General features: G+C 66.8%; 21 protein-coding genes. 2 read left to right on the top strand and 19 right to left on the bottom strand.

Going from position 1 to position 25,996, the window contains the following annotated elements; genetic code table 11:
* Window positions 1-127 precede the first annotated feature (127 nt).
* Entirely contained in the window at window positions 128-1,231 is a 1,104-nt protein-coding gene (locus JYP50_RS06120) for a Rieske 2Fe-2S domain-containing protein (protein WP_206559599.1), read from the top strand.
* A gap of 11 nt (window positions 1,232-1,242) precedes the next feature.
* Here the strand turns inward: JYP50_RS06120 and JYP50_RS06115 are convergent, their stop codons facing one another.
* The 16 genes from JYP50_RS06115 to trmJ all read right to left on the bottom strand — a co-directional run bounded on the left by JYP50_RS06115 (window position 1,243) and on the right by trmJ (window position 17,265).
* Complete coding sequence (locus JYP50_RS06115) at window positions 1,243-1,950, bottom strand: hypothetical protein (protein WP_206559598.1); 708 nt, start codon at window positions 1,948-1,950, stop codon at window positions 1,243-1,245.
* Between the two features lie 78 nt (window positions 1,951-2,028).
* Window positions 2,029-3,723 carry an alkaline phosphatase gene (locus tag JYP50_RS06110; RefSeq protein ID WP_241262870.1) on the bottom strand — a complete coding sequence of 565 codons (1,695 nt, stop codon included), beginning with the start codon at window positions 3,721-3,723 and terminating at the stop codon, window positions 2,029-2,031.
* A 9-nt stretch (window positions 3,724-3,732) separates the two neighbouring features.
* The gene (locus JYP50_RS06105) at window positions 3,733-5,313 is read right to left on the bottom strand and encodes an alkaline phosphatase (protein WP_206559596.1); all 1,581 of its coding nucleotides are present in this window, start codon (window positions 5,311-5,313) and stop codon (window positions 3,733-3,735) included.
* Window positions 5,314-5,512: 199 nt separating this feature from the next.
* The gene (locus JYP50_RS06100) at window positions 5,513-5,899 is read right to left on the bottom strand and encodes a group III truncated hemoglobin (RefSeq protein WP_206559595.1); all 387 of its coding nucleotides are present in this window, start codon (window positions 5,897-5,899) and stop codon (window positions 5,513-5,515) included.
* A 31-nt stretch (window positions 5,900-5,930) separates the two neighbouring features.
* Complete coding sequence (gene der, locus JYP50_RS06095) at window positions 5,931-7,334, bottom strand: ribosome biogenesis GTPase Der (protein ID WP_206559594.1); 1,404 nt, start codon at window positions 7,332-7,334, stop codon at window positions 5,931-5,933.
* A 5-nt stretch (window positions 7,335-7,339) separates the two neighbouring features.
* A complete protein-coding gene (bamB, locus tag JYP50_RS06090; RefSeq protein WP_241262869.1) occupies window positions 7,340-8,527 on the bottom strand; it encodes an outer membrane protein assembly factor BamB in 1,188 nt (395 codons plus the stop codon).
* Entirely contained in the window at window positions 8,524-9,228 is a 705-nt protein-coding gene (locus tag JYP50_RS06085; protein WP_206559593.1) for a tetratricopeptide repeat protein, read from the bottom strand. The genes bamB and JYP50_RS06085 overlap by 4 nt, the downstream gene beginning before the upstream one ends.
* A 46-nt stretch (window positions 9,229-9,274) precedes the next feature.
* Window positions 9,275-10,558: a histidine--tRNA ligase gene (gene hisS / locus JYP50_RS06080; protein WP_347136732.1), complete on the bottom strand. Its 1,284-nt coding sequence runs from the start codon at window positions 10,556-10,558 to the stop codon at window positions 9,275-9,277.
* Window positions 10,559-10,582: 24 nt separating this feature from the next.
* Complete coding sequence (ispG, locus tag JYP50_RS06075) at window positions 10,583-11,713, bottom strand: flavodoxin-dependent (E)-4-hydroxy-3-methylbut-2-enyl-diphosphate synthase (RefSeq protein WP_206559591.1); 1,131 nt, start codon at window positions 11,711-11,713, stop codon at window positions 10,583-10,585.
* A complete protein-coding gene (locus tag JYP50_RS06070) occupies window positions 11,710-12,171 on the bottom strand; it encodes a helix-turn-helix domain-containing protein (RefSeq protein ID WP_206559590.1) in 462 nt (153 codons plus the stop codon). Before JYP50_RS06070 ends, ispG begins: the two co-directional genes overlap by 4 nt.
* On the bottom strand, window positions 12,164-12,940 hold the full coding sequence (gene pilW / locus JYP50_RS06065) for a type IV pilus biogenesis/stability protein PilW (RefSeq protein WP_206559589.1): 777 nt from the start codon (window positions 12,938-12,940) through the stop codon (window positions 12,164-12,166). Before pilW ends, JYP50_RS06070 begins: the two co-directional genes overlap by 8 nt.
* Window positions 12,941-12,951: 11 nt before the next feature.
* Window positions 12,952-14,109, bottom strand: a complete 1,158-nt coding sequence (gene rlmN, locus JYP50_RS06060; RefSeq protein WP_206559588.1) for a 23S rRNA (adenine(2503)-C(2))-methyltransferase RlmN — start codon at window positions 14,107-14,109, stop codon at window positions 12,952-12,954.
* Between the two features lie 17 nt (window positions 14,110-14,126).
* A complete protein-coding gene (gene ndk, locus JYP50_RS06055) occupies window positions 14,127-14,555 on the bottom strand; it encodes a nucleoside-diphosphate kinase (protein ID WP_206559587.1) in 429 nt (142 codons plus the stop codon).
* A gap of 241 nt (window positions 14,556-14,796) precedes the next feature.
* Window positions 14,797-15,981, bottom strand: a complete 1,185-nt coding sequence (locus tag JYP50_RS06050; RefSeq protein WP_206559586.1) for an IscS subfamily cysteine desulfurase — start codon at window positions 15,979-15,981, stop codon at window positions 14,797-14,799.
* Window positions 15,982-15,995: 14 nt separating this feature from the next.
* A complete protein-coding gene (locus tag JYP50_RS06045; RefSeq protein WP_206559585.1) occupies window positions 15,996-16,460 on the bottom strand; it encodes an Rrf2 family transcriptional regulator in 465 nt (154 codons plus the stop codon).
* Between the two features lie 52 nt (window positions 16,461-16,512).
* On the bottom strand, window positions 16,513-17,265 hold the full coding sequence (trmJ, locus tag JYP50_RS06040; protein ID WP_206559584.1) for a tRNA (cytosine(32)/uridine(32)-2'-O)-methyltransferase TrmJ: 753 nt from the start codon (window positions 17,263-17,265) through the stop codon (window positions 16,513-16,515).
* Window positions 17,266-17,398: 133 nt separating this feature from the next.
* Between trmJ and JYP50_RS06035 the strand changes: the two genes are divergently transcribed.
* Window positions 17,399-18,193: an inositol monophosphatase family protein gene (locus JYP50_RS06035; RefSeq protein WP_206559583.1), complete on the top strand. Its 795-nt coding sequence runs from the start codon at window positions 17,399-17,401 to the stop codon at window positions 18,191-18,193.
* Between the two features lie 482 nt (window positions 18,194-18,675).
* On the opposite strand, the gene secF is transcribed toward JYP50_RS06035, so the two are convergent.
* The 3 genes from secF to purL form a co-directional block, all read right to left on the bottom strand.
* Window positions 18,676-19,590: a protein translocase subunit SecF gene (gene secF / locus JYP50_RS06030; RefSeq protein ID WP_206559582.1), complete on the bottom strand. Its 915-nt coding sequence runs from the start codon at window positions 19,588-19,590 to the stop codon at window positions 18,676-18,678.
* A complete protein-coding gene (gene secD / locus JYP50_RS06025) occupies window positions 19,587-21,470 on the bottom strand; it encodes a protein translocase subunit SecD (RefSeq protein WP_206559581.1) in 1,884 nt (627 codons plus the stop codon). The genes secF and secD overlap by 4 nt, the downstream gene beginning before the upstream one ends.
* 579 nt (window positions 21,471-22,049) lie before the next feature.
* Window positions 22,050-25,946, bottom strand: a complete 3,897-nt coding sequence (gene purL / locus JYP50_RS06020; protein WP_206559580.1) for a phosphoribosylformylglycinamidine synthase — start codon at window positions 25,944-25,946, stop codon at window positions 22,050-22,052.
* Window positions 25,947-25,996 lie beyond the last annotated feature (50 nt).

Below are 25,996 nucleotides of genomic sequence, written 5' to 3'. Positions count from 1 at the left end.
GGCATGCGCGAGACGCTGTCGCTTGATCCATATCAAGTAATCCACGGGGAGCTTCACCTATAACGGGATCCGTGACCCCGCCAGCCGCTGCTATCGAGCAACCGCACCCGATGAATGGAGTATCGACATGACAGCTCACCAACGTCCCCGGCAACCCTATGAAATCCAGGCCGCGCCAAGGGTGGAACGCTACGCGCGCGGCTGGTACGTGATCGGCAACACCGCCAGCGTGACCACCGCGCCGCGCACCCTGGAGGTATTCGGCACCAAGCTGGTCGCCTACCGCGGCGAGCGGGACGGCGAAGTCCATGTACTGGATGCCTACTGTCCCCACATGGGCGGCGACCTCAGCAAGGGCCGCGTCTGCGGCGACTCGGTGGTCTGCCCCTTTCACCACTGGAGCTGGGGGGCGGACGGGGTCTGCGACGAGATCCCCTACGCCAAACGCATTCCGGACAGGGCGGTGATTCGCGCCTGGCACACGCTGGAGAAAAACGGCCTGGTGTTCCTGTGGCAGGACCCCGAGCGCAACCCGCCGTTGGCGGAGCAGGAGCCGGAGGCACTCGCGGACTGGTATTCACCACAGTGGACCGACTGGGCGATGCGCGCCATACCCATTGAGTCCCAGGGCCGTGAGCTGGTGGACAACATGGCCGACATGGCCCACTTCGGCCCGATTCACTACTCCACGGTCAAATCCTTCAGCAACGAAATGGCCGGCCACAAATTCATCCAGTACATGGTGGGCGGCCACCAAATCCTCACCGAGGGCGAGGACAGTCTGATCACCAGTGTGGCCACCTACGAGGGGCCGGCCTACATGACCACCACCATGACCGGCGCCATGGACGGCCGGCCGATGAAGGTGCACCTGCTGGTCAGCCATATCCCGGTGGACATGCAGCGCTTCGTGATCAACTTCGGCGTCATGGTGCGCCGCGACCCGACCCTGGACGACACCGCCAATGCGGCCATGCTGGAGGCCTACGCGGAGAAGAACGTGGAATCCTTCCAGCAGGACGTGGATATCTGGAACAACAAATGCGTGATCGACAACCCGCTATTGTGTGACGGCGATGGACCGGTCAACCTGGTGCGCAAGTGGTACAGCCAGTTCCTGACCGACATCGCCGAGGTGAAGGAAAGCCAGGTGCGGCACCGCCGCCACACCACCGTGGAGGGACCCACGGTGGAGGAAGTACTCGCCGCGCAGTGCCCGGGCCCGAGCTGAACGGAAGCCGCTCAGTGATGGCCGTGGGCCGGCACGCCGTCATGCGTCAATGAGCGAAAGAACGGGTCCGACTCCTGGTCGCCCAGATCGGCGAAGTCGATGACAACGTAGTCCGCCCGGTGCGACTGCTCGACGGCAAAGGCGTCGTCCCCGGTGACGAGCGCGGTCAATTCCCACACCCGCGTGGCCTCCGGCGCGCGGATTTCCAACCGCTGTATCAGGGCCTGACCGGGCAGCCAGCGCAAGTGGTGCTCGGCGCCCCGCACCGTGTAGGCATAGTCCTCCACCGGAAAGCAGCCGGCCGGCCGGCGACTGTCGCGCGGAGAGTGTTCGCGCAATATGGCGGAGGGCACCAACTGCCAGGCCCGGTCCCAGTCCATCTGGCTGCGCGGTTCCGCCGGGTTGCCCTGGTAGAACTCGATACCGCGCGCGGCGTCGTCGTAGTAACGCGTGAAGTGCGTGCCGCCGCGCGAATTGCGCTCCCACAGATCGGCGCGCCCGGTGGCCGGGTAGACATGCATGACCCGATCGGTTCCGCGCACCAGGCGCAGGATGTCGGGCTCGCTTTCCTGGCTATCGGCGGCAATCGTGCGAATACGGTACTCCGCCCCGTACACCTGGCCACCGACGCCACAGGAAGGGTCCGCACCGGCCACTGCCGAGGCGGGGTGAAACAGCAAGGCGGCCAGCGCGGCCGCCGTCATCCACAGTGATTTCATTGCAACGTGAACTTCCACCGATAAAAATGGGGGCCGAAGCCCCCGGAACCACATATAGCCCGAATTTCAGGCCTGCCCTCAGATGGCATCCTCGGCGCGGGCGATCAGGTCCGCGGCGTAATCCATGATATGGAACACCACGCTCTGCTCGTTGGTGCCCGATACCAGGTGCGCGCCCGGGCCGGTCGCGTAGAGCCCCACGTCCTCGCCGGCATGGGTCTCCGAACCCAGCGGCACCAGCGCCTCCTGGTGATAGCCGGGGGCCTCGGTGTCGACACTGCTGGTATCGGCGCGGCCACTGTGGGGTTCCAGTCCGTAGACCGCGTCGGAATCGGTTTCCTGTCCCAGGTCCTGGAAACCCAGGCCGTTGGCGTAGGCCAGGGTGGTATAGGGCAGGCCGTCGGCGGCCAGGGCCGGCGCGTTCTCACCCACGTTGACCACCTGGCCCAGGATCGGGTTGCCGCGCTTGGGATAACCGCCGATGGTGAACACGTGGCTGTGATCGGCGGTGACGATGATCAGGGTTTCCTCGGGGTTGGTCGCCGCCATCGCCGCTTCCACCGCCCGGGCCATTTCCACCGTATCGCTCAGCGCGCCGTAGGCGTTACCGGCGTGGTGGGCGTGATCGATGCGTCCGGATTCCACCATCAGGAAGAAACCCTCGGGGTTGTTGTCCAGCACCTCGATGGCGGCGGTGGTCATCTCGGTCAAGGAGGGTTCCCCGGCGACGTCGTTGCCGCGATCGGCCTCGTACTGCATGTGGGACTCGTTGAACAGCCCCAGTACCTTGTTGGTCGACCCGGTATCCAGCGCCGCGAAGCCCGCGCTGTCAAAAACGTAGGCACCTTCGGGGTACATGGCCTGCCACTCGGCGGTCAGGTCGCGTCCGTCGCTGCGATCACCCTCGGTGGCGCTTACCGCGTCGGGGCTGTTGAAGGCCGGGTCGTTGGGCAGGAAGTGGCGGCGGCCGCCGCCCATGACCACGTCGATACCGTCCACATCGGCACCGCCAACCCGCGCCTCCAGGTTGGCCTCGAAGCTCACCAGCTGGCTGGCGATATCCTCGCAACCGGCGTCCACCGCCGCCTGCGGCATGTCGGAGATGTCCTCCCAGTTGCGGTCGGCGGACTTGGCGTAGGTCGCCGCCGGGGTGGCGTGGGTGATGCGCGCGGTGGAGATCACCCCAGTGGACATGCCGGCCACCTCGGCCAGCTCCAGGTAGGTCATCACCTCGTTGCCCGCCACGGTGGCGCAGTTGCCGCGCTCGATGTCCTCGTCCACGCCGATCACGCCGACGTCGGTCTTGAGGCCGCTCATCATCGCGGTCATGGTGCCCGCGGAGTCCGGCGTCTGGGCATCCACGTTATAGGTCTTGGACAGGCCGGCGAAGGGGAATTCGCCGAAGCTCAGGTAGCCTTCCTCGCCATTTTTGCCTTCCTTCTGTCCGGCGAAAATACGGGCGGCGGTGACGGTGGAAACCCCCATGCCATCGCCCACGAACAGAATGACGTTCCTGGCCTTGCCCCGTTGCGCGACCAGCGCCTGGGGCTGCCTCGCGGCCAGCCTGGCCTCGGCGTCCGCGAACCAGGGATTGCCGGTATTCGTTTCCAGGTCCTGGGGTGTCAGGCTGGTTACCGGATCCGGATCCGGCGCCGGCGGGTCAACGGGGTCCGGGGTGGGGGTCGGGCTGAAATTGGAATCACTGCCGTCGTCGCAGGCCGCCACCGCGAACACCAGCGCGGACAGTCCCAGTGCTTTTGCAATCTTGTTCATTTTCATTCCTTATTCCGCGATCAGGCGACGCGCCTTGTTCATGATGTGAAAGACCATGTTCTGCTCCACGGTGCCGCCGACAAATTCAGCGGCGGGCCCGGAGGCGTGCAGCGTGATGTCCTCGCCGGCGTGGGTTTCCGACGCCAGCGGCACGATAGTCTCCTGGTGGTAGCCGGGGGACTCGGTGTCCACGGCGCTCAGGTCCACCCGGCCGCTGACCGGCTCGCCGGCGTAGCCCGCGTCGGAATCGGTCTCGTCGCCCAGGTCGCGAAAACCGAGCCCGTTGGCATAGGCCAGGGTGGTGTAGGGCAGGCCGTCGGCGGCCAGGGCCGGCTCGCTGGCGCCCACATTGACCACCTTGCCGAGGATCGGATTGCCGCGCTTGGGGTAGCCGCCTATGGTGAATACATGGCTGTGGTCGGCGGTGACCAGGATCAGGGTGTCCTCCGGGCTGGTGGCGGCGCGCGCCGCTTCCACCGCCCGCGCCAGCTCGATGGTGTCGGCCAGGGCGCCGTAGGCGTTGCCGGCGTGGTGGGCGTGGTCGATGCGCCCGGACTCCACCATCAGGAAGAATCCCTCGTCGTTATTGTCGAGCACCTCGATGGCCGCGGTGGTCATCTCGGTCAGCGAGGGCTCGCCGGCAACGTCGTTGCCGCGGTCGGCCTCGTACTGCATGTGGGATTCGTTGAACAGGCCCAGTACCTTGCCGGTGGCGTCGGTGTCGAGTGCGGCGAAGCCCGCGCTGTCGACGATGTAGTCGCCCTCCGGGTACAGTTCCCGCCACTCGGCGGTCAGGTCGCGGCCGTCGCTGCGATCACCCTCGGTGGCGCTTACCGCGTCGTGGCTGTTGAAGGCCGGATCCTTGGGCAGGAAGTGGCGGCGGCCGCCGCCCATGACCACGTCGATGCCGTCCACGTCGACACCGGGGTAGCGCGCCTCCAGGTTGGCCTCCAGGTTCACCAGCTGGCTGGCGATGTCCTCGCAGCCGGCGTCCACCGCGGCCTGGGGCATGTCGGAAACATCCTCCCAGTTGCGGTCGGCGGACTTGGCGTAGGTCGCCGCCGGAGTGGCGTGGGTGATGCGTGCGGTGGAGATCACCCCGGTGGACATGCCGGCGATTTCCGCCAGTTCGAGGTAGGTGGCCACCTCATTGCCCGCCACGGTGGCGCAGTCGCCGCGCTCGATGTCCTCGTCCACGCCGATCACGCCCACATCGGTTTTCAGGCCGCTCATCATCGCGGTCATGGTGCCCGCGGAGTCGGGCGTCTGCGCGTCCACATTGTAGGTTTTCACCAGCGCGGTATGGGGATACTGCTCGAAGCTCAACAAGCCCTCTTCCCCGGACTGGCCCTGCAGTTGCCCGGCGCGAATCCGCGCCGCGGTGAGAGTGGAGACCCCCATGCCGTCACCGACAAACAGTATGACGTTCTTTGCCGCGCCAGCGGTGGCGGCGCCCTTGCCCTGGACGGCGGCCTGCCCCTGGGTGAACCAGCTATTGCCCGCCTGGTCCGCCGGCAATACCTGCGCTCCCGCCACGCAGGCGTGGAACGTCGCGCCCGCAACCAGCAGGTGTGTGAACTTGCGTTTCATAGGCCCTCTCTCGGAGATATCGGTGTTGTTGTCAGTGTTGTGAACGACAAAGGCAACGCCACCGCGAGGCGATCTCGCGGGTTCTGGTGTCTCTGCTCGGGGCCAATAGCTTGCCGCCGCCCTGTTACGTTCTTGCAACGGCGGCGTGACAGAAAATCGAAACTATTGTGACAGGCCGTTCGGGCCGTGAAATGATGGGCTATCCCAGGCTGTGTTGCATATTGCCCGCGATCGAGGTCGCCACGCGCTTGGCCCGCTCGGCTTTCTCGCCGGCGTAGTAGTCATCGACTGTGGCGGTGAACAGGGCCAGCCAGCGCTGGAAATCCTCGGGGACGAGGGCGCGCTTGCGATGCAACTGGCGGTGAATGTTCATGGTATGACGGTTGTAAGCGGTGTCGCCAAGCAGCAGCTTGCACCAGTAATCCTTGATATGCGGCAGGTGCACATCCAGCTCTATCCGCGCCACATCAATGAAGATCGGCGCCAGCTGTTCATCGCCGAGCATGCGCCGGTAAAAGTGATCGACGAAGGCTTCGATGTGTTCGCGGCTGTCGAGATCCGGCTTGCGTGCTGGATGATGGTTCATAGGCAGCCTCAACCAGGCCCCGAAGGGCCGATTAACGCTTCTTCTTGTTTTTCTTGACGTGCGCCATCATGCGCCGCTTGCGCTGCACCTGGCGCTGGGTGAGTTTATTGCGCTTGTCCGCGTAGGGGTTTTCCCCGGTACGGAACTCGATGCGCACCGGCGTGCCCACCAGGTCCAGTTCCCGGCGGAAAATCTTCTCCAGGTAGCGCTGGTAACTGACCGGCACCTTGCCGGTCTGGTTGCCGTGGATCACGATCAGCGGCGGATTCTGGCCGCCGGCATGGGCGTAGCGCAACTTGATCCGCCGGCCATTGACCATCGGCGGCGGGTGATCGAACACCGCGCCCTCGAGTATTCGCGTGAGCTGGTTGGTACTGAGCTTGCGGGTGGCGCTGCGATGGGCGGCGTCGATCGACTTGTACAGGTGCCCCACCCCGGTGCCGTGCAGGGCGGATATGAAATGGGTGTCGGCGTAATCGGCGAACTGCAGGCGGCGCTGCAGTTCGTGGCGCATCCAGTCGCGCTGGTCGGACTCGATGCCGTCCCACTTGTTGACCGCCAGCACCAGGCCCCGTCCGGCCTCGATACAGTGGCCCAGCAGGTGCATGTCCTGTTCCACCAGGCCCTCGTGGGCGTCCATCACCAGGATCACCACGTGGGCGTCGTCCACCGCCTTGAGGGTTTTGACGATGGAGAATTTCTCCACCACCAGGCGCACATTCTTGCGCCGGCGGATGCCGGCGGTATCGATCAGGGTGTAGTGCTGGTCGTTGCGCTCGAAATCGATATAGATACTGTCGCGGGTGGTGCCGGGCTCGTCGTAGACCACCACCCGCTCCTCGCCGAGCAGGCGGTTGACCAGGGTCGACTTGCCGACGTTGGGGCGCCCCACCACCGCCACCCGAATGCCCTGCCAATCGTCCGCCCCGGGCTCGGCTTCCTGCGGCGGAAACTGCGCCAGCACCGACTCGATCATGGCGCTGACACCGCGGCCGTGGCTGGCGGCGATGGCGAACATTTGCTCCACGCCCAGCGAGTAAAAATCGCTGGTGGCCAGGTCGGCGTCCACCCCGTCGATCTTGTTGACCACCAGGTAGAAGGCCTTGTTGCGCTGGCGCAGGTGGCGCGCCAGGGCCTCGTCGGCGGCGTTCAGGCCCTCGCGGGCATCCACCAGGAACAGTACCGCGTCGGCTTCCTCGATCGCCTGCAGGGATTGCCCCGCCATCTGCGAATCGATGCCGTCCTCGTCGCCGCTGATGCCGCCGGTGTCGATGACCACATAGGGTCGTGAGCCTAACCGGGCCTCGCCGTACTTGCGGTCCCGGGTCAGGCCCGCGAAGTCGGCCACCAGGGCGTCGCGACTGCGCGTCAGCTGGTTGAACAGGGTCGACTTACCCACGTTGGGGCGGCCGACCAGGGCGATGACCGGGATCATGTGCGCTACTCGTCCAGGGCCTTGATTTCGTAGGCCGCCAGTTTACCGCTATTGCCGTAGACGTACAGGACATTCCCGTCGCTGAGCATGTCGGCGCGGGCGCCGTCGCCGTCCACTTTCACGCGGCCGGCAAAGCTGCCGTCCACCTGGGAAATAATATGCACAATGCCCTCCAGGTCGGCCACCGCCACGTAGCTGCTGACCGGCGTCGGGCGCGACAGCTCGCGATAGGCCAGATCGCCCTGGGTCCAGCGCACGCCCTGGCCCCCGCGAAGGTAGGCCGTGAGCGTACCGTCCTCGTCGGCCACATAGACGTTGCCGAAGCCCGTGGACACGCCGGAGAAGGACGACACGTTCTGCTGCCACAACTTGCGGCCGCTGTTGACCTCGATGGCGGCAATGCGCCCCTGGTAGGCCGCGGCGTAGAGTTCGTTGCCGGTCAGGGCCATGGTGCCATCGATGTCGACAATGCGCTCGATCTCCGAGCGGCCCTGGGAAATTGCCACGCGCACTTCCCAGGCGATGGCGCCGGTGTCGGCGGTGAAGGCCAGCACCCGGCCGTTGGCGAACCCGGCGTAGACCATACCGTCGTTCAGTACCGGCGTGCTGGTGCCGCGAATGGTCAGTACCGGCACGTTGCTGTCATAGGTCCACAGGCGTTCGCCGGTATCGTAGTCCAGGCCAAACAGCTTGCCGTCGTAGGTCTGGGCCACCACCACGTCGCCGTCGCCCTGGGGTGGCGCCAGTACCTCGCCAGTCACCTTGCGCTTCCACACCACCGAGCCATCGCCGGCGTCCAGGCGCAGCACCGATCCGTCGGCGCCACCGAGGAACAGGCTGTCCTCATAGGCGCCCACGCCGCCGGACAGGGCCTGGTCTTCCAGTTCCACGTCCCAGATTTTCTTGCCGCGCTCGCGATCCAGGGCCACGACTTCGCCATCGGCGGAGGCGGCGTAAATGCGCTCGCCCAACAGCGCCGGCTGGATATGATATAGGCCCTCGCCCTGGCCATCGCCAATACCCGTGGACCACAGGCGGTCAATGTCCACGGTCTCTTTGATGTCCTGTAGTTCGGCGGGCTGGTTCGGGTCCTCGTCGTCGTCCATTTCAAACCAGCCCTTTACGGTGCTGCAGGCGCTGAGCGACATCACCAGGCTCGCCGCGCCCAGCCAGCGCAGTTCGCGGCGCATCATTGTTCAACCTCCGCCGCGGTGGGCGCCGGCTCCGGCGCCTCGGGCGACACCGGGCTCAATCGCGCCAGCTTGCGCTCGAGAGAAGCCAGGTTGAGCTGGCCGGGGGACTCGGACTCGAGCTGCCGCGCCAGTTGATAGGCGCCCAGGGCATCGGCCCGGCGCCCCTCGCCGAACAGGATATCGCCGCGCGCCAGGGCGTAGGAGGCCTGGTAGGGGTGGCTGCCGCTCACATCGAGCAGGGCCAGGGCGGCGTCGGTCTCGCCGCGCGCCGCCACGACACGCGCCAGGCGCTGCCGCGCCACCAGGGCGACATCGCCGCCGCTGCTCGCGTCGGCCAACACCGCGCGCAGTTCACTCTCGGCCTGCTCGAGATCGCCGTCGGCCACCGCCAGACGGGCCAGTTGCAGCCCGGCGAACTGGGCGTAGGTGCTACCCGCGTACTCGTCCTTCAGGCGCTGGGCCAGGCGTTCGGCCACGCCCTGCTGCGCCGGCGACTGCGCGGCCCCGCCCGCCGCCTGCAGCAGCTGCTGGTAGATGTCGGACGCGGCGTCGCGCTGGCCCTGGCTGTACTCCTGCCAGCCCTGCCAGCCGAAAACCCCCACCAGGGCCAGGGCGATACCGATCACGGTGGAGCGACCGTTCTCGTCCCACCAGCGCTTGAGCGCCTCTACCTGTTCTTCTTCACTGCGATATGTTTCCACGTCGATTCCTTATGTCCTGGTCCACTGTTATCACTGTTGGCCGCTGTTATCGCCAGGCCAGCGCGGCGCGAATGCGCTCGGGCAGTTCGCCCAGCGCCACGCTCTCCTGGCCGCCGGGATCGCGCAGGGATTTTACCGCGCAGGTGCCGGCGCGCACCTCGTCCTCGCCCCAGATCAGCGCCAGGCGGGCGCCACTCTTGTCGGCCTTTTTCATTTGGCTCTTGAAACTGCCGCCGCCGGCGTGCTGCACGATGCGGCAATCGGGCAGCGCATCCCGCAGGCGCTCCACCGCCGCCAGCGCGACCGCGGCGGCCTCTTCACCCACCGATACCGCGTAGAGGTCGGCTTCGCCGTCCTCCACCGCGTCCCCCTGCGATGCCAGTTCAGACAACAACAGCACCAGGCGTTCCATGCCCATGGCAAATCCGATGCCCGGGGTCGACTTGCCCCCCAGCTGCTCCACCAGGCCATCGTAGCGACCACCCGCGCAGATGGTGCCCTGGGCACCCAGGCGATCGGTGACCCATTCGAACACTGTTTTGTTGTAGTAATCCAGCCCGCGCACCAGGCGCGGGTTGACGCGGTAGGACAGCCCCGCGGCGTCGAGCAGGCCGCACAGGCGGGCGAAGTCGGCCCGCGATTCGTCGTCGAGGTAGTCGGCCAGCGAGGGCGCGTCGTCCAGCAGGGCCTGGGTGTCGGGGTTCTTGCTGTCGAGGATGCGCAGGGGATTGCCCTGCAGGCGGCGCTGGCTGTCCTCGTCGAGTCGCTCGCGGCGCGCCTCGAGGTAGTCGACCAGGGCCGCGCGGTAGCGCGCGCGGGCCTCGCCACTGCCGATGGAGTTGAGCTCCAGCACCACGTCGTCGGCGATCCCCAGCTCGCGCCACAGCCGCGCCGACAGCAGGATCAGTTCGGCGTCGATGTCGGGCGTGGCAATGCCAAACACCTCCGCGCCCACCTGGTGGAACTGCCGCTGGCGCCCCTTTTGCGGGCGCTCGTAGCGGAACATGGGGCCGCTGTACCACAGGCGCCGGGGCGTGCCCAACAGGCCCTGCTGGATGACCGCGCGCACGCAGCCCGCGGTACCCTCGGGGCGCAGGGTCAGGCTCTCGTCGTTGCGGTCGTTGAAGGTATACATCTCCTTCTCGACGATGTCGGTCACTTCGCCGATGGAACGCTTGAACAGCTCGGTGTGCTCGACGATCGGCAGGCGAATCTCGCCGTAGCCATAACCGCGCAAAAGCTTGCGCACACATGCCTCGAGGGACTGCCAATAGGGGGTTTCATCCGGGAGAATATCGTTCATTCCCCGGATGGCGCGTATGTTTTTCACCACTACTCCAGGATTGCTGCCTGCTCAGGCCGTTGTTTTCAATATGAGGTTCTGTTCCCGCCGGGCCCGCTCTTCCTCCAGCTCGGCCGCGCGCTGGCGGATCACCTGCTCGAGGTGGTCGACAAAGTCCTGGTTACTGACCTTGTGGTCCGGCTCGCCGTTGACGTAAATCAGGTTGCTGGGAGTGGCGCCGGTCAGGCCCACGTCCGCTTCCCGCGCCTCCCCGGGACCATTGACGATGCAACCGATGACCGCCACGTCCATGGGTGTGCGCACGTCTTCCAGGCGCTGCTCCAGGGTGTTCATGGTGCCGATCACGTCGAAGTTCTGCCGCGAACAGCTGGGGCAGGCGATAAAATTGATGCCGTTGGTGCGCAACTTGAGGCTCTTGAGGATCTCGAAGCCGACTTTCACCTCCTCCACCGGGTCCGCGGCCAGGGAGATGCGGATGGTGTCACCGATACCGTCCATCAGCAACATGCCCAGACCCACCGCGGACTTGACCGTGCCGCCGCGCAGGCCGCCGGCCTCGGTAATACCCAGGTGCAGGGGCTGGTCGATTTCCCGCGCCAGCAAGCGGTAGGCCGACACCGCCATGAACACCTCGGAGGCCTTCACGCTGACTTTGAAATCCGGGTAGTTGTGCTTGTCGAGAATGTCCACGTGGCGCATCGCCGACTCCACCAGCGCCTCGGCGGTGGGCTCGCCGTACTTGCGCTGCAGGTCCTTGCCCAGGGAGCCGGCGTTGACGCCGATGCGGATGGGTATGCCCTTGTCGCGCACGCAGTCGATGACCTCGCGCACTTTTTCGTCGCGGCCGATGTTGCCCGGGTTGATGCGCAGGCAGTCTACACCGTACTCGGCGACCTTGAGCGCGATCCGGTGGTCGAAGTGGATATCCGCCACCAGCGGCACGTCCACCCGCGCGCGGATCGCGCGAAAGGCCTCGGCGGCATCCATGCTGGGCACCGAGACACGCACGATGTCCGCCCCGGCGTCGGCGATGGCCTGAACCTGCGCCACCGTGGCCTCCACGTCGCAGGTCTCGGTATTGGTCATGCTCTGCACGCTGATCGGGGCGTCGCCGCCCACGGCGACCTTGCCGACGTGGATCTGGCGGCTGACCCGGCGTTTGATGGGGGACTCTGTGTTCATACCTCACCCGTATTTGCGTTGTCCGTCGGCGACTGCGCCGCCGGGATAAGCGGTGCTGGCACCAATGCTTCACTGCGCCACCACCACAGCCCGAGGGCCACCAGCACCAGTGCGCACAGGCACAGCCCAATGGCCAGCCGGGGCACCGCCGCGGACGGTGCGGGCCGCCGGCGCGGCGCTGCCGGCAACTCCGGCGAGCGGGCGTCGCCCGCCGCGTCAAAGGCCGCCAGCAGCGGAGCCTCGTCAAGGCCCACCAGCTTGGCGTAGGCCTTGAGGTACCCGCGAGCGAAAGCGGGGCAACGCAGTGCCGCGTAGTCGTCGCGCTCAATGATGCCAACATAGGAAGGCATCCAGTTCAAGCGATCCGCCGCCTCCAGGGGCGACAGACCCCGAGCCTCGCGGGCATCGCGCAGCATGGCGCCGGGCGATGGCGGGCCTGGCGTCGCCTCGCTACTCACCGCCGCCCTGGGTCGTGCGGTAGGCCTGGTACTCGGCCGAATCGGGATAGAGATTGCGCAGGGCCATGGCGTAGCTGCCCTCGGCATTGAGGTCGCCCTCGGCCCGCGCCAGCCGGATACCCAGCCACAGGGCCCGGGCCGACTGCTGGCGCACCGCGGTGCGGTAGACGCCGTAGTATTTCTCCGCCGCCGTGTAATCCTCGGCCTCGTAGCGCAGGATGGCGGTTTCCAGCAGGGCCACGGCGTTACTGCGCTCCATGGCCAGGGCGCGGCGGAAAGCCTCCTCGGCGCCGGTGTTGTCGGCCAGCTGCAGGCGACACAGGCCCAGGTTGACGAAGGCCCGGGGGCGCGCATTGTACAGGGGATCCTTGACCACGTACTCGAGCTGCTCCTCGGCCTCCTCGTAGCGGCGCTGGGAATAGAGGAAAGCGGCGTAATTGTTGCGCGCGCGCGAGAAGCCGCGATCGATGCGAATGGCCTGCTCGAAATGGTCCTCGGCCAGCTCCTGCTCGCCGGTGCTCTGGTACACCAGGGCAAAGGCCTCGTGCACCTCGGCGTTGTTGGGATCGATGCGATAGGCCTGCTGCAGATTGCGCTTGGCGTTCTCCCAATTGCCCTCGCCGATATACTGGCGCGCCAGTTCCACGCGCTGTTTCAGGGCCTTTTCGGGCGAGGGCGGCTGGGTGAAAACCCGCTCGGTATGCGTGACGCAGCCGGCCAGCGCCATCGCTGCCAGCAGCGCGGCGGCCCAGCGGATCAATCTGTGCATCGGCAATTCGCTTACCCCGCTTTCGTCGCCTGGTTTTCGGCCGCGTTGCGATAGCGCTCGCTGCGGCGGGTGCGGTCGACCACCTGGCCCACCAGCTGGCCACAGGCGGCGTCGATATCGTCGCCGCGGGTGGTCCTGACGGTGACAATATATCCTGCATCCACCAGCACTTGCCAGAACCGCGACACCGCGTTGCCGCTGGGGCGCCGGTAATCGGACTGGGAAAAGGGGTTGAAGGGAATCAGGTTGATCTTGCAGGGGAAATCCCGCAGCAGCTCGGCCAGTTCGCGGGCGTGCTCGAGCTGGTCGTTGACACCGGCGATCAGGGTGTACTCCACGGTGACCACGCGCTTGTTGTCGCTCTGCGCGTCGATGTAGTTGCGGCAGGATTCCAGCAGGCGCGCGATGGGATACTTGCGGTTGATGGGCACCAGCTCGTTGCGCAGGGCGTCGTTGGGCGCGTGCAGCGACACCGCCAGGGACGCCTCGCTGACCTCGGCCAGGCGGTCCAGCGCCGGCACCACGCCGGAGGTGCTCAATGTCACCCGGCGCTTGGAGATACCGTAGGCCAGGTCCTCCATCATCAGGTTCATCGCCGACACCACATTGTCGAAGTTCATCAGCGGTTCGCCCATGCCCATCATCACCACATTGGTGACGATGCGGCCCTTGCCGGACTGGAAGGCGTCGTAGGATTTGATCGCCAACCACACCTGGCCGATGATTTCGGCCGCGCTCAGGTCACGCTGGAAGCCCTGCTTGCCGGTGGAGCAGAAGCTGCAATCGAGGCTGCAGCCCACCTGGGAGGAGACACACAGGGTGGCGCGCTCGCGATCGGGAATCAGCACCGTTTCCACCAGGCCGCCGCCATCCACGCGGACCGCCCACTTGCGGGTGCCGTCGGCGGAGTCGTGCTGGCTGACGATCTCCGGCGGGCGCACCTCGGCCACGCGCTGCAGTTTCTCCCGCAGCGCCTTGCCGAGGTTGCTCATCTGTTCGATATCGATGACGCCGGCATGGTGAATCCACTTCAGCACCTGCTGCGCGCGAAACTTCTTCTCCCCCTGGTCGAGGAAGAACTGCTCCATCTGGGCCCGGGTCAGGCCCAGCAGGTTCACCTTCGGCACCTCGGCGGTGCTGGCAATGGTGGCGGAAGTGGAGGTACTCATGCCGGCATCCTCGCGCCTCAGGCGCGCTCGCAGATCTCGCTGGCGGCGAAGAAGTAGGCGATCTCGCGCGCCGCGGAGGCCGGCGAGTCAGAGCCGTGCACGGCATTGGCGTCGATCGACTGGGCGAAGTCGGCGCGAATGGTGCCCGCCTCGGCTTCCTGGGGGTTGGTCGCGCCCATCAGCTGGCGGTTCTTGGCGACGGCGTCCTCGCCTTCCAGCACCTGCACCATGACCGGGCCGGAAGTCATGAATTCGATCAGCGCGGGGAAGAAGGGGCGCTCGCGGTGTTCGGCGTAAAACCCGCCGGCCACGTCGTCGCTCAGGCGCAGCATCTTGGCGGCCACCACCTGCAGGCCGGCCTCCTCGAAGCGGGCGTAAATCTTGCCGATCACGTTTTTGCCAACCGCGTCCGGCTTCACGATGGAAAGGGTGCGTTCTACTGCCATGAAAGTTCTCCAGGTCTGTTGTCAGGGGCGCCCGTGCCTTGCGGGCGTGCCGCCCTGGGATCGGGGGCGGCGGGGGCAAAACCGGCCGGTTCTGCCGGGGCGCGTTTAAAGCGCGCGCAATTATACGGATTTTGCCCCCGTATTTCACCCCGGGCCGCCACATTGTTACGGATTATTCTTGTTGTAAATCAGCCGGTTAGCGGCGCCGGCCGGAAAAGCGAAAATTTCACGCCCCCCGCCCTCAGGCGGATTGCTGCCGGCGCCGCCACTGGGGGTTCGATTCGCGCAGCTTCGACACCGCGTCGCACACCAGAGTCACCGCCCGGTCCACCTCGTCCGCGGTGGTGAACCGGCCAAAACTGAAGCGCAGGGAACTGTGCGCCAGCGCATCGTCCAGCCCCAGCGCGCGCAAGACATAGGAGGGTTCCAGGCTGGCGGAGGTGCAGGCGCTGCCGCTCGACACCGCCAGGTCCTTGAGCGCCATCAACAGGGATTCACCCTCCACGTAGGGGAAGGCGACATTGATGGCCCCCGGCAGACGGGCCTCGGCATCGCCGTTGACGCGCACTTCCGGCAGCGCGCGCACACCGGCCCAGAACTGCTCCCGCAGGCCGCGAATGCGCTCCGCCTCCGCGGACATCTCCTCCCGGGCGATGCGCGCGGCCTCGCCCATGCCCACGATCTGGTGGGTGGCCAGGGTGCCGGAGCGCATGCCCCGCTCGTGGCCGCCGCCGTGAATCTGCGCCTGCAGTCGCACCGGCGGGTTGCGGCGCACATAGAGCGCCCCCACGCCCTTGGGGCCGTACATCTTGTGGGCGGAAAGGGACAGCAGATCCACCGGCCAATTGGCCAGGTCGATGGGAATCTTGCCGGCGCTCTGGGCGGCGTCCACGTGCAGCAGCACACCGGCCTCGCGGGTCATCGCCGCGATCGCGGCGATGTCGTTGACGGTGCCGATTTCGTTGTTGGCGTGCATGATGCTCACCAGGATGGTGTCCTCGCGCAGCGCCGACGCCACCGACGCCGGGCTCACCAGGCCGTCGGCTCCCGACTCGAGGTAGGTGACCTCGAAGCCCTCCCCCTCCAGGAAGGCACAGGTATCGAGTACCGCCTTGTGTTCGATCCGCGAGGTGACGATGTGGCGGCCGCGATCGCGGTGGAACTGGGCCACGCCCTTGATCGCCAGGTTGTCGGACTCAGTGGCGCCGGAGGTCCAGACGATTTCCCGGGGGTCCGCGCCCAGCAGGTCCGCCACCTCGCGCCGGGCCTCCTCCACCGCCGCCTCGGCGCGCCAGCCGATCATGTGCGAGCGGGAGGCGGGATTGCCGAAGTTGCCGTCGATGGTGAGGCACTGGCACATTTTCTGGGCCACCCGCGGGTCCACGGGAGTGGTGGCCAGGTAGTCGAGGTAAACAGGTGTGGGCATGATCTGGCTCCGGATTACAGCTGGCGCGCGCTGACCACGTCGGCGCGCCGGTCCTGGCGGGCACTCACCGCCTTCACATCGCGCCGGGCCACCAGCTCCGCCAGGCTGATGCGGCCGAGAAAAGCGTGGATCTCCAGCGACAGGTCCTCCCACAGGTGGTGGGTCAGGCAGGCCTCCCCCTGCTGGCAGTCCCGGGTACCCCCGCAGCCGGTGGCGTCCACGGTCTCGTTGACGGCGTCGATGATCTGCGCGACGAACGTGCGTTCCAGGGCCCGGCTCAGGCGGTAGCCGCCGCCGGGGCCGCGCACGCTGGTGACCAGGTCGTTGCGGCGCAGCTGGGCGAACAGCTGCTCGAGGTAGGACAGGGAAATGTCCTGACGAGCGGAGATATCCGCCAGGCTCACCGGTCCCTTCCCGCCGTGCAGGGCGAGGTCCAGCATGGCGGTCACGGCGTAGCGTCCCTTGGTGGTAAGGCGCATGGTGGCGGCAATTCCCGGCTAGTAGGCCGGCAGTATGAAATGCCCCAGTAATTCAGTCAACTTTTAGACCGTCGTCCCGGGGCGCGAACTTCTGGGTCTCGGTGAGGATGCCGCGCAGGATGTTGAGTTCCATTTCATCCAGTCGCACCCGGCTGTAGAGCCGCCGCAGGCGCGCCATCAGCTGCCGCGGCGCCGCCGGGTCGAGGAAGCCGATATCGATCAGCGTCTCCTCGAGATGGATGTAGAAACGCTCCATGTTGTCCCGGGTGGCAAAGGCCGCATCCCACTGGGCGTCCTCGGCGGCGCTCAGGCGATCGGCGTCGAGCAGCATGCGCAGCTCATAGCACACGATCTGCACCGCCATGGCCAGGTTGAGGGAACTGTAGTGGGCCGAGGTGGGGATATTCAGGTGCAGGTTGCACACCTTGAGCTCCTCGTTGGTCAGGCCCCGGTCCTCGCGCCCGAACAGGATCGCCACCTGCTCCCGGCCCGACAGGTCCGCGACGCGCTCCGCGCAGTGGCGCGGATCCAGCAAGGGCCAGGGAATGCGCCGCCCCCGGGCGCTGGTGCCCACCACGAACTGGCAGTCGGCGATGGCCTCGTCCAGGGCTCCGGTGACCACGGCGCCCTCGAGCACGTCGAGGGCCGAGGCCGCGCGCCAGGTGGCTTTCTCATGGGGGTACTGTCGGGGCTCTACCAGGTAGAGGCGCGACAGCCCCATGTTTTTCATCGCCCGGGCGACGCCGCCGATATTGCCGGGATGGGAGGTATTGACCAGTACGATGCGGATATTGTCGAGATTCATGGGTATTGCCGGGTATCCTCGCCGAAGCCTGCGTGGAGGGTGGCGGCGCAGTGTAGCAGATTTGCAGTGTTACCCGGTCCCCCAACGCTGCTATAATCCCGCGCCCACAGCCTATCACCCGGAATCAACTACTATGGAACCGATGGTCAACATCGCGCTGCGTGCCGCCCGCAAGGCGGGAGAACAGATCGTGCGCGCCTCCGACGACCTCGACCGCATCGAGGTCTCCACCAAGGGCCGCAACGACTTTGTGTCCGAGGTGGACATGGCCGCCGAACGCGAGATCCGGTACCACCTGAAGAAGGCCTACCCCGATCACGCCATCCTCGGCGAGGAAGGCGGCCTGGAGGGCGATGAAAACGCCGACTACCGCTGGGTCATCGACCCCCTGGACGGCACCACCAACTTCCTGCGCGGCATCCCCCACTACGCCGTGTCCATTGCCTGCCTGTACAAGGGCAAGGTCGAACACGCGGTGGTCGTGGACCCGGTGCGCCGGGAGGAATTCACCGCCTCGCGCGGCCGCGGCGCCCAGCTCAACGGCCGCCGCATCCGCGTCAGCAAGCGCGCCTCCCTGGACGGCGCCCTGCTGGGTACCGGCATTCCCTTCAAGCATCACTGCGACGACATTCTCGGCCCCTACAGCAAGTCCATCGAACTGCTGGCCGGCCAGTGCGCGGGCATTCGCCGCGCGGGCGCCGCGTCCCTGGACCTGGCCTATGTGGCCGCCGGCCGCCTGGACGCGTTCTGGGAAAAGGGACTGTCGATCTGGGATATCGCCGCCGGCGCCCTGCTGGTACGCGAGGCCGGCGGCCTGGTGTCGGACTTCAACGGCGCCGACATGAACCTGGAGAGCGGGGATATCGTGTGCGGCAACCCCAAGTGCTTCAAGGCGGTGCTGCAGGTCACCAAACCGCTACTGGGCTAACCCCGCCCCCCCCCTGTAGGGTCGAATTCATTCGACCATCACCGGTGCGGGGGTGGCGGAATGAATTCCGCCCTACAGGTAGCGCCTCCACCCCCCTTGTAGGGTCGAATTCATTCGACCACCACCGGTGCTGCGGGGTGGCGGAATGAATTCCGCCCTACAGCGATCCCCTCCGCCCCCTTGTAGGGTCGAATTCATTCGACCACCACCGGTGCTGCGGGGTGGCGGAATGAATTCCGCCCTACAGGTAGCGCCTCCACCCCCCTTGTAGGGTCGAATTCATTCGACCATCACCGGTGCGGGGGTGGCGGAATGAATTCCGCCCTACAGCGAGCCCCTCCCCCCCTTGTAGGGTCGAATTCATTCGACCATCACCGGTGCGGGGGCGGCGGAATGAATTCCGCCCTACAGCGAGCCCCTCCGCCCCCTTGTAGGGTCGAATTCATTCGACCAGGGGCGGGCGCGTACCCCGCCCCCCTTCCTCAGGGCGTCAAATCCTCCTGCTCCGCCCCCTCCCTCACCGGGATCATCAGGTCGTCCTTGCTCACCTTCATCATCAGCAGCACGTTGGCCGCCACGTAGATGGACGAGTAGGTCCCGATGCCCACGCCCACGATCAGGGCGATGGCGAAGCCGTTGATCATCTCGCCGCCAAACACCGCCAGCGCCACCAGCACCAGCAGGGTGGTCAGCGAGGTCACCAGGGTCCGGCTCAGGGTCTCCGTCAGGGAGATGTTGATCACCTCCACCGAATCGGAGCGGCGCAGCTTGCGGAAGTTCTCGCGGATGCGGTCGGACACCACGATGGTGTCGTTGAGGGAGTAGCCGATCACCGCCAACAGCGCCGCCAGCACGGTCAGGTCGAACTCCATGCCAACGATGGAAAAGAAGCCCAGGGTGATGATCACGTCGTGCACCAGGGCGGCTACCGCGCCCACCGCGAACTTGAACTGGAAGCGGAAGGCGATGTACAGCATCACCAGGCCCAGGGCCATCAGCATGGCCAGCCCGCCCTGCTCGCGCAGCTCGTCACCCACCTGCGGGCCGACAAACTCGATGCGCCGCAACTCCACGCTGCCGTCGAAGTTGTCCTGCAACAGCGACACCAGGGCCGCGCCCTCCTCGTCGCCGTGGCCCTGGGGCAGGCGGATCATCACGTCCTGGTCGGTACCGAAGCTGACCACGATGGCGCCGGCGTAACCACCGGTCTCCAGGGTGCCGCGAATGGCGTTGAGGTCGGCGGTTTCACTGTAGTGCACCTCCACCAGGGTGCCGCCGGTGAAATCCAGGCCCCAGTTGAGCTGGCGGGTCGCCAGGGAGGCGATGGCCGCCACCAGCAGCAGCGTGGAGAAGATAACGGCCAGTTTGCGCTGGCCCATGAAATTGATGATCTTCATGCGGGTTTACCTCCCCCGATGGCCAGGGTTTTCACTTTGCGCCCGCCGTAGGCCAGGTTGACCATGGCGCGGGTGCCCACAATTGCGGTGAACATGGAGGTGAGAATGCCGATCGACAGGGTCACGGCGAAGCCCTTCACCGGGCCGGTACCCACGGCGTAGAGGATCACCGCCACGATCAGGGTGGTGATATTGGCGTCGAGAATGGTCGACAGCGCCGCGTCATAACCCCCGTGGATGGCCATCTGCGGCGAGCGCCCGTTGCGCATCTCCTCGCGTATTCGCGAGAAAATCAGCACGTTGGCGTCCACCGCCATACCCACCGTCAACACGATGCCGGCGATACCCGGCAGGGTCAGGGTGGCGCCGATCAGCGACATAAAGGCCACCAGCAACACCAGGTTGAAACTCAAGGCCACCACCGCGAACAGGCCGAACACGCGGTAGTAAAGCAACATGAAGATCACCACCAGGCCGAGGCCGTACTGTACCGACTTCACCCCCAGGCGGATGTTCTCCGCGCCCAGGGACGGCCCCACGGTGCGCTCCTCGACAAAGCTGATCGGCGCCGCCAGGGCGCCGGCGCGCAGCATCAGCGCCAACTCGGAAGCCTCCAGCGGGCTGTCCAGGCCGGTGATCTGGAACTGCGCGCCCAGGGCCGACTGGATCACCGGCGCGGTGAGCAGCTTTTTCTCGTCGTAGGGGATCTTGACCGCCTGCTCGGTGCCATCGGGCAGCCGCTCGTAGCGGGTGCGGTACTTGCGCTCGATGAACAGCACGCCCATGCGGCGCTTGATATTGTTACGGGTGGCCCGGGACATCAGGGTGCCGCCCTCGCTGTCCAGGCTGATCTGCACGTTGGGCCGGCCGTTCTGGTCGAAGCTGGCCTGGGCGTTGGAGACGTGCTCGCCGGTGATGATCACGTCCCGCTCCAGCCACTCGCTCATGCCCGCGCGCTCCTCGCTGCGGTACTCGAAGCGCTGCTTCTCGGAGGGCGGCGCGTCCATATTGGCCACCAGGCGGAACTCCAGGTTGGCGACCTTGCCGAGGATACGCTTGGCTTCGGCGGTATCCTGGATACCGGGCAATTCCACCACGATGCGGTTTTTACCCTGGCGCTGCACTAGGGGCTCCGACACCCCCAGCTCGTTCACCCGGTTGCGCAGGGTGGTGAGGTTCTGGCTGACGGAGTAGTCGGCGATCTCGTCCCGGGTCTGCTCGGTCATGCTGGCGACAATGGAGAAGCTGTCGCCCTCGTCCACCCGGTCCAGGGCCAGTTCCGGGTGGTTGTCGGCGATGATCGAACGCGCCTGCTCGCGCAGGTCCTCGCTGCGGAACTGCCCCACCACGCGGCCCTGGTCGTCGAGGGTGACCAGGCCGCGGATGCGATCCTCGCGCAGCGCCCGCTTGGTCGCGTTGAGGTAGTATTCCTGGCGACGCTCAATGGCGGCGTCGATATCCACCTCCAGCTTGAAGTGCACCCCGCCACTCAGGTCCAGGCCCAGCTTCATGGGCTGGGCGCCGACGCCGGTGAGCCATTCGGGGGTGGTGGGCGCGAGGTTGAGCGCCACGATAAAGCCGTCGCCCAGGGCCCGGCTGACCCGTGCCTGGGCGGTGAGCTGCTGCTCGGCGTCGCGCAGGCGGATCAGGGCGTTGCGGCCGTCGGGGTCGATGACCTCGTCGAAATGCTCGATGCCCGCCTCCTCCAGCGCCCGGGTGGCGCGGGTAAGCGTGGCTTCATCGATGATCTGGGCACTGCTTTCGCCGGCGATCTGCAGGGCCGGGTCGGGCGCGTACAGGTTCGGGGCCGCATACAGCAACCCGATCGCCACCACGAAGAGCACGAGCAGGTATTTCCACAGCGGGTACTTGTTCAGCATAGTATTGCTCTGGCAAAGAAAAGGCGTCGGGGGCCCAACGAGCCCCCGCATTCAGAGAAGGCGCCATTATAAAGAAACAGCCTGTGGCCACAAGGGAGGCCCTTTGCGGGCGCCTTCGCGGCTGGGGGCTGGTCGAATGAATTCGACCCTACAGGCTGGGGGGTTAATCCCCTGTAGGGCGCAATTCATTGCGCGGGCGCCCCGCCGGGGAATGGTCGAATGAATTCGACCCTACAGGCTGGGGGGGAGTACCCCCTGTAGGGCGCAATTCATTGCGCCGGCATCCCGCCGTGGATAAGGTCGAATGAATTCGACCCTACAGGCTGGGGGGGAGTATCCCCTGTAGGGCGCAATTCATTGCGCCGGCGCCCCGCCGGGGAATGGTCGAATGAATTCGACCCTACAGGCTGGGGGAGTACCCGCTGTAGGGCGCAATTCATTGCGCCGGCATCCCGCCGGGGAATGGTCGAATGAATTCGACCCTACAGGCTGGGGGAGTACCCGCTGTAGGGCGCAATTTATTGCGCCGGCGCCCCCCTCCGGGGAATGGTCGAATGAATTCGACCCTACAGGGGCGGGTCAGTCCAGCCAGACCCGGGCGTTGCGGAACAGCCGCATCCAGCCGCCGTCCTCGCCCCATTCATCGGGAGCCCAGGAACACTGCACCGCTCGGAACACCCGCTCCGGGTGGGGCATCATGATGGTGGCGCGGCCGTCCTCGCTGGTGAGGCCGGCGAGGCCCGCGGGCGACCCGTTGGGGTTGGCGGGGTAGCGCTCGGCCACACTGAGGTCGTTCTCCAGGTAGCGCAGGGTGATGGTGCCGGTGGCCTCGCAGGCCGCCTGCGTCGCCTGGGCGCTGAATTCCGCCCGACCCTCGCCGTGGGCCACCGCAACCGGCAGGTGGGACCCGGCCATACCCGACAGCAGCACCGAGGGGTTTTCCTCCACCCGCACCAGGGCATAGCGCGCCTCGTACTGCTCGGAGCGGTTGCGCACGAACCGCGGCCAGTGCCCGGCGCCCGGAATGAGGTCCTTCAGCGTGGACACCATCTGGCAGCCGTTGCACACCCCGAGGGTGAAGGTATCCGGGCGGTGGAAAAAGGCACTGAAATTCTCGCGCACGGCGTCGTTGAACAGGATGCTCTTGGCCCAGCCCTCGCCGGCCCCCAGCACGTCGCCGTAGGAAAAGCCGCCGCAGGCCGCCAGGCCCTTGAAACCGGCCAGGTCGCGGGCGCCACCGAGGATATCGCTCATGTGCACATCCACCGGGGTGAAACCGGCGCGGTGGAAGGCCGCCGCCATCTCCACCTGGCCGTTGACCCCCTGCTCGCGCAGGATCGCCACCCGCGGGCGGGCGCCGGTGTTGATGTAGGGCGCGGCGATGTCCTCGCCCGGATCGTAGGCCAGGCGGACCGACAGGCCCGGGTCGTCCGCGGTGATGCGCTCGAATTCCTCGCGGGCGCAATCCGGGTTGTCCCGCAGGGCCTGGATTTCGTAGCTGGTGCGGCTCCACAGCGCCTGCAAACGGGCGCGGCTGTCCGCCAGGAGGGTCTCGCCGCCCTCGCGCAGCACCACCGCGTCGCCGGCGGTGGCGCGGCCGAGCACCTGCAGGCAGTCGCCGATACCGAGCTCTGCGGCGCGCGCGCGCAGCGCCGCCAGATCGGCGTCGGCCACCTGCAGCACCGCGCCGGCCTCCTCGTTGAACAGCGCATCCAGGGCCGCCCCGGACAGCGGGGACAGGTCAATCTCCAGGCCGCAGCGCCCGGCGAAGGCCATCTCCAGCAGGGTCACCAGCAGACCGCCGTCCGAGCGGTCGTGATAGGCCAGCAAGCGGCGCTCCGCCAACTGCTCCTGCACCAGCTGGAACAGGGCCTTGAGGTCCGCGGCGCGCTCGAGGTCCGGCACGGTATCGCCCAGCTGGCCGTAGACCTGCGCCAGGGCGGAGCCGCCCAGGCGATTGGCGCCGCGACCGAGATCCAGCAACACCAGGGAGGCGTCGTCCCGCACCCGCAACTGCGGCGTGGCCGTCAGGCGCGCGTCGGTGACCGGCGCGAAGGCGGAAATGACCAGCGACATCGGCGCGGTGACCGCCTTGTCCTGCTCGCCGTCGCGCCAGGTGGTGCGCATGGACATGGAATCCTTGCCCACCGGGATGGTGATGCCCAGCTCGGGGCACAGCTCCATGCCCACCGCGCGCACGGTGTCGAACAGGGTCTCGTCCTCGCGCCCGTAACCCGCCGCGCACATCCAGTTGGCGGACAGCTTGATGTCGTTGAGCGCGGCGATTGGCGCGGCGCAGATATTGGTAATGGCCTCGGCGATCGCCATGCGCCCCGAGGCGGGGCCGCTGACCAGGGCCAGGGGGGTGCGCTCGCCGATGGCCATGGCCTCCCCGGCAACGCTGTCGTAGGACACGGTGGTCACCGCGCAGTCGGCCACCGGCACCTGCCAGGGGCCCACCATCTGGTCGCGGGCGACGGTGCCGGTCACCGTGCGATCGCCAATGGTGATCAGAAAGTGCTTGCTCGCCACCGCGGGCAGTTGCAGCACCCGCTCCAGGGCCTCGGGCAGCGTCGCCTCGATGGCCAGGGCGGGCTGGACCACCGGCTGGCGGGTAATTTCGCGGTGCATGCGCGGCGGCTTGCCGAACAGGATCGACATCGGCAGATCCACCGGCGCGTTGTCGAACTCGCTGTCCAGCACTTCCAGCACCTGCTCCTCGGTGGCCTCGCCGACCACCGCGTAGGGGCAGCGCTCGCGGGCGCAGATCGCCTCGAAGCGGGCCAGGTGGGCGGGTTCCACCGCCATTACATAGCGCTCCTGGGACTCGTTGCACCAGATCTCCAGGGGCGACATACCCGGCTCGTCGTTGGGTACCGCCCGCAGCTGGAACCGGCCGCCGCGACCGCCGTCCTTCACCAGCTCCGGCAGGGCGTTGGACAGACCGCCGGCGCCCACGTCGTGGATAAAGGCGATGGGGTTGTCGGCGCCCAGCTGCCAGCAAGCGTCGATCACTTCCTGGCAGCGGCGCTCCATCTCCGGGTTCTGGCGCTGCACCGAGGCGAAATCCAGGTCCTCGGCGCTGGCACCGCTGGCCATGGAGGAGGCGGCGCCGCCCCCCAGGCCGATAAGCATGGCGGGGCCGCCGAGCACGATCAGCTTGGCGCCGGCGCCGAACTCACCCTTCTCCACATGCCCCTCGCGGATATTGCCGTAGCCGCCGGCGATCATGATCGGCTTGTGGTAGCCGCGCACCTCCGGCCCGTCCACACCCGCCACTTCGCATTCGTAGCTGCGGAAGTAGCCGCACAGGTTGGGACGGCCGAACTCGTTGTTGAAAGCGGCGCCGCCGATGGGGCCCTCGATCATGATATCCAGCGCCGAGACGATGCGCCCGGGCTTGCCGTAGGGCTGCTCCCAGGGCTGGGCGTAGCCGGGTATGTTCAGGTTGGACACGGTGAAGCCGGTGAGACCCACCTTGGGCTTGGAGCCGCGGCCCACGGCGCCCTCGTCGCGGATCTCGCCCCCGGCGCCAGTGCCGGCGCCCGGGAACGGCGCGATGGCTGTGGGGTGGTTGTGGGTCTCCACCTTCATCAGCAGATGGATATTCTCCTCGCTGAACTGGTAGTGGCTACTGTCCGGATCGGGGTAGAAGCGCCCGGCCCGGTGGCCGGCCACCACCGCGGCGTTGTCGGCGTAGGCCGAAAGTACGTTCTGGCCGCCGCGGTTGTAGGTATTGCGGATCATGCCGAACAGGGAGTGCTCCTGCTCCTGGCCGTCGATGCTCCAGCTGGCGTTGAAGATCTTGTGCCGGCAGTGCTCGGAATTGGCCTGGGCGAACATCATCAACTCCACGTCGGTGGGATTGCGCCCCAGGGCGCCAAAGCTCTCCACCAGGTAGTCGATTTCGTCCTCCGCCAGCGCCAGGCCCAGGCCGCGATCCGCGGCCACCATGGCCTCGCGGCCGCCGCCGAGCACATCCACGCTGGCCAGCGGCGCCGGACGCGCCTCGCCAAACAGCGCTTCCGCCGCTTCCAGGCTGTCGAACACGCTCTCGGTCATGCGGTCGTGCAGCTCCGCGGCCACCGCGCGCCGCTGGTCTTCGGCCAGCTCTTTGGGCAGCGCCAGGTAGTAGGCGACCCCGCGCTCCAGGCGCCGGACCTCCTCCAGGCCGCAGTTGCGGGCGATGTCGGTGGCCTTGCTGGACCAGGGCGAGATAGTGCCGGGCCGCGGCACCGCCAGCATCAGGGTAGCGCCCTCCGCCGGCGCGCCCTCGCCGGCCTCCACCGCCGGCCCGTACTCAAGCAGTTGCTCCAGCACGCGCCGCCGCTGCGGCGCCAGGGCCCGCGCCAGGTGGGCGAAGTGCACGAACTCGCTGTGCACGAGCTGGATGTCGGGGTGAATGGCAAACAGTCTGGCCGCCAGCTTGTCTCGCCGGAAGGCGGACAGAGCCGGGGCACCGCGCAGTATCAGCATGCTGGGAGCGACTCCGGGGTCGGATCTGGAAAAGTCGCGCATTTTACTGC

Source organism: Parahaliea mediterranea (genome assembly GCF_017255185.1).
Classification (GTDB): domain Bacteria; phylum Pseudomonadota; class Gammaproteobacteria; order Pseudomonadales; family Halieaceae; genus JAFKCZ01.
This window is presented reverse-complemented; position numbering and strand designations above follow the sequence as displayed.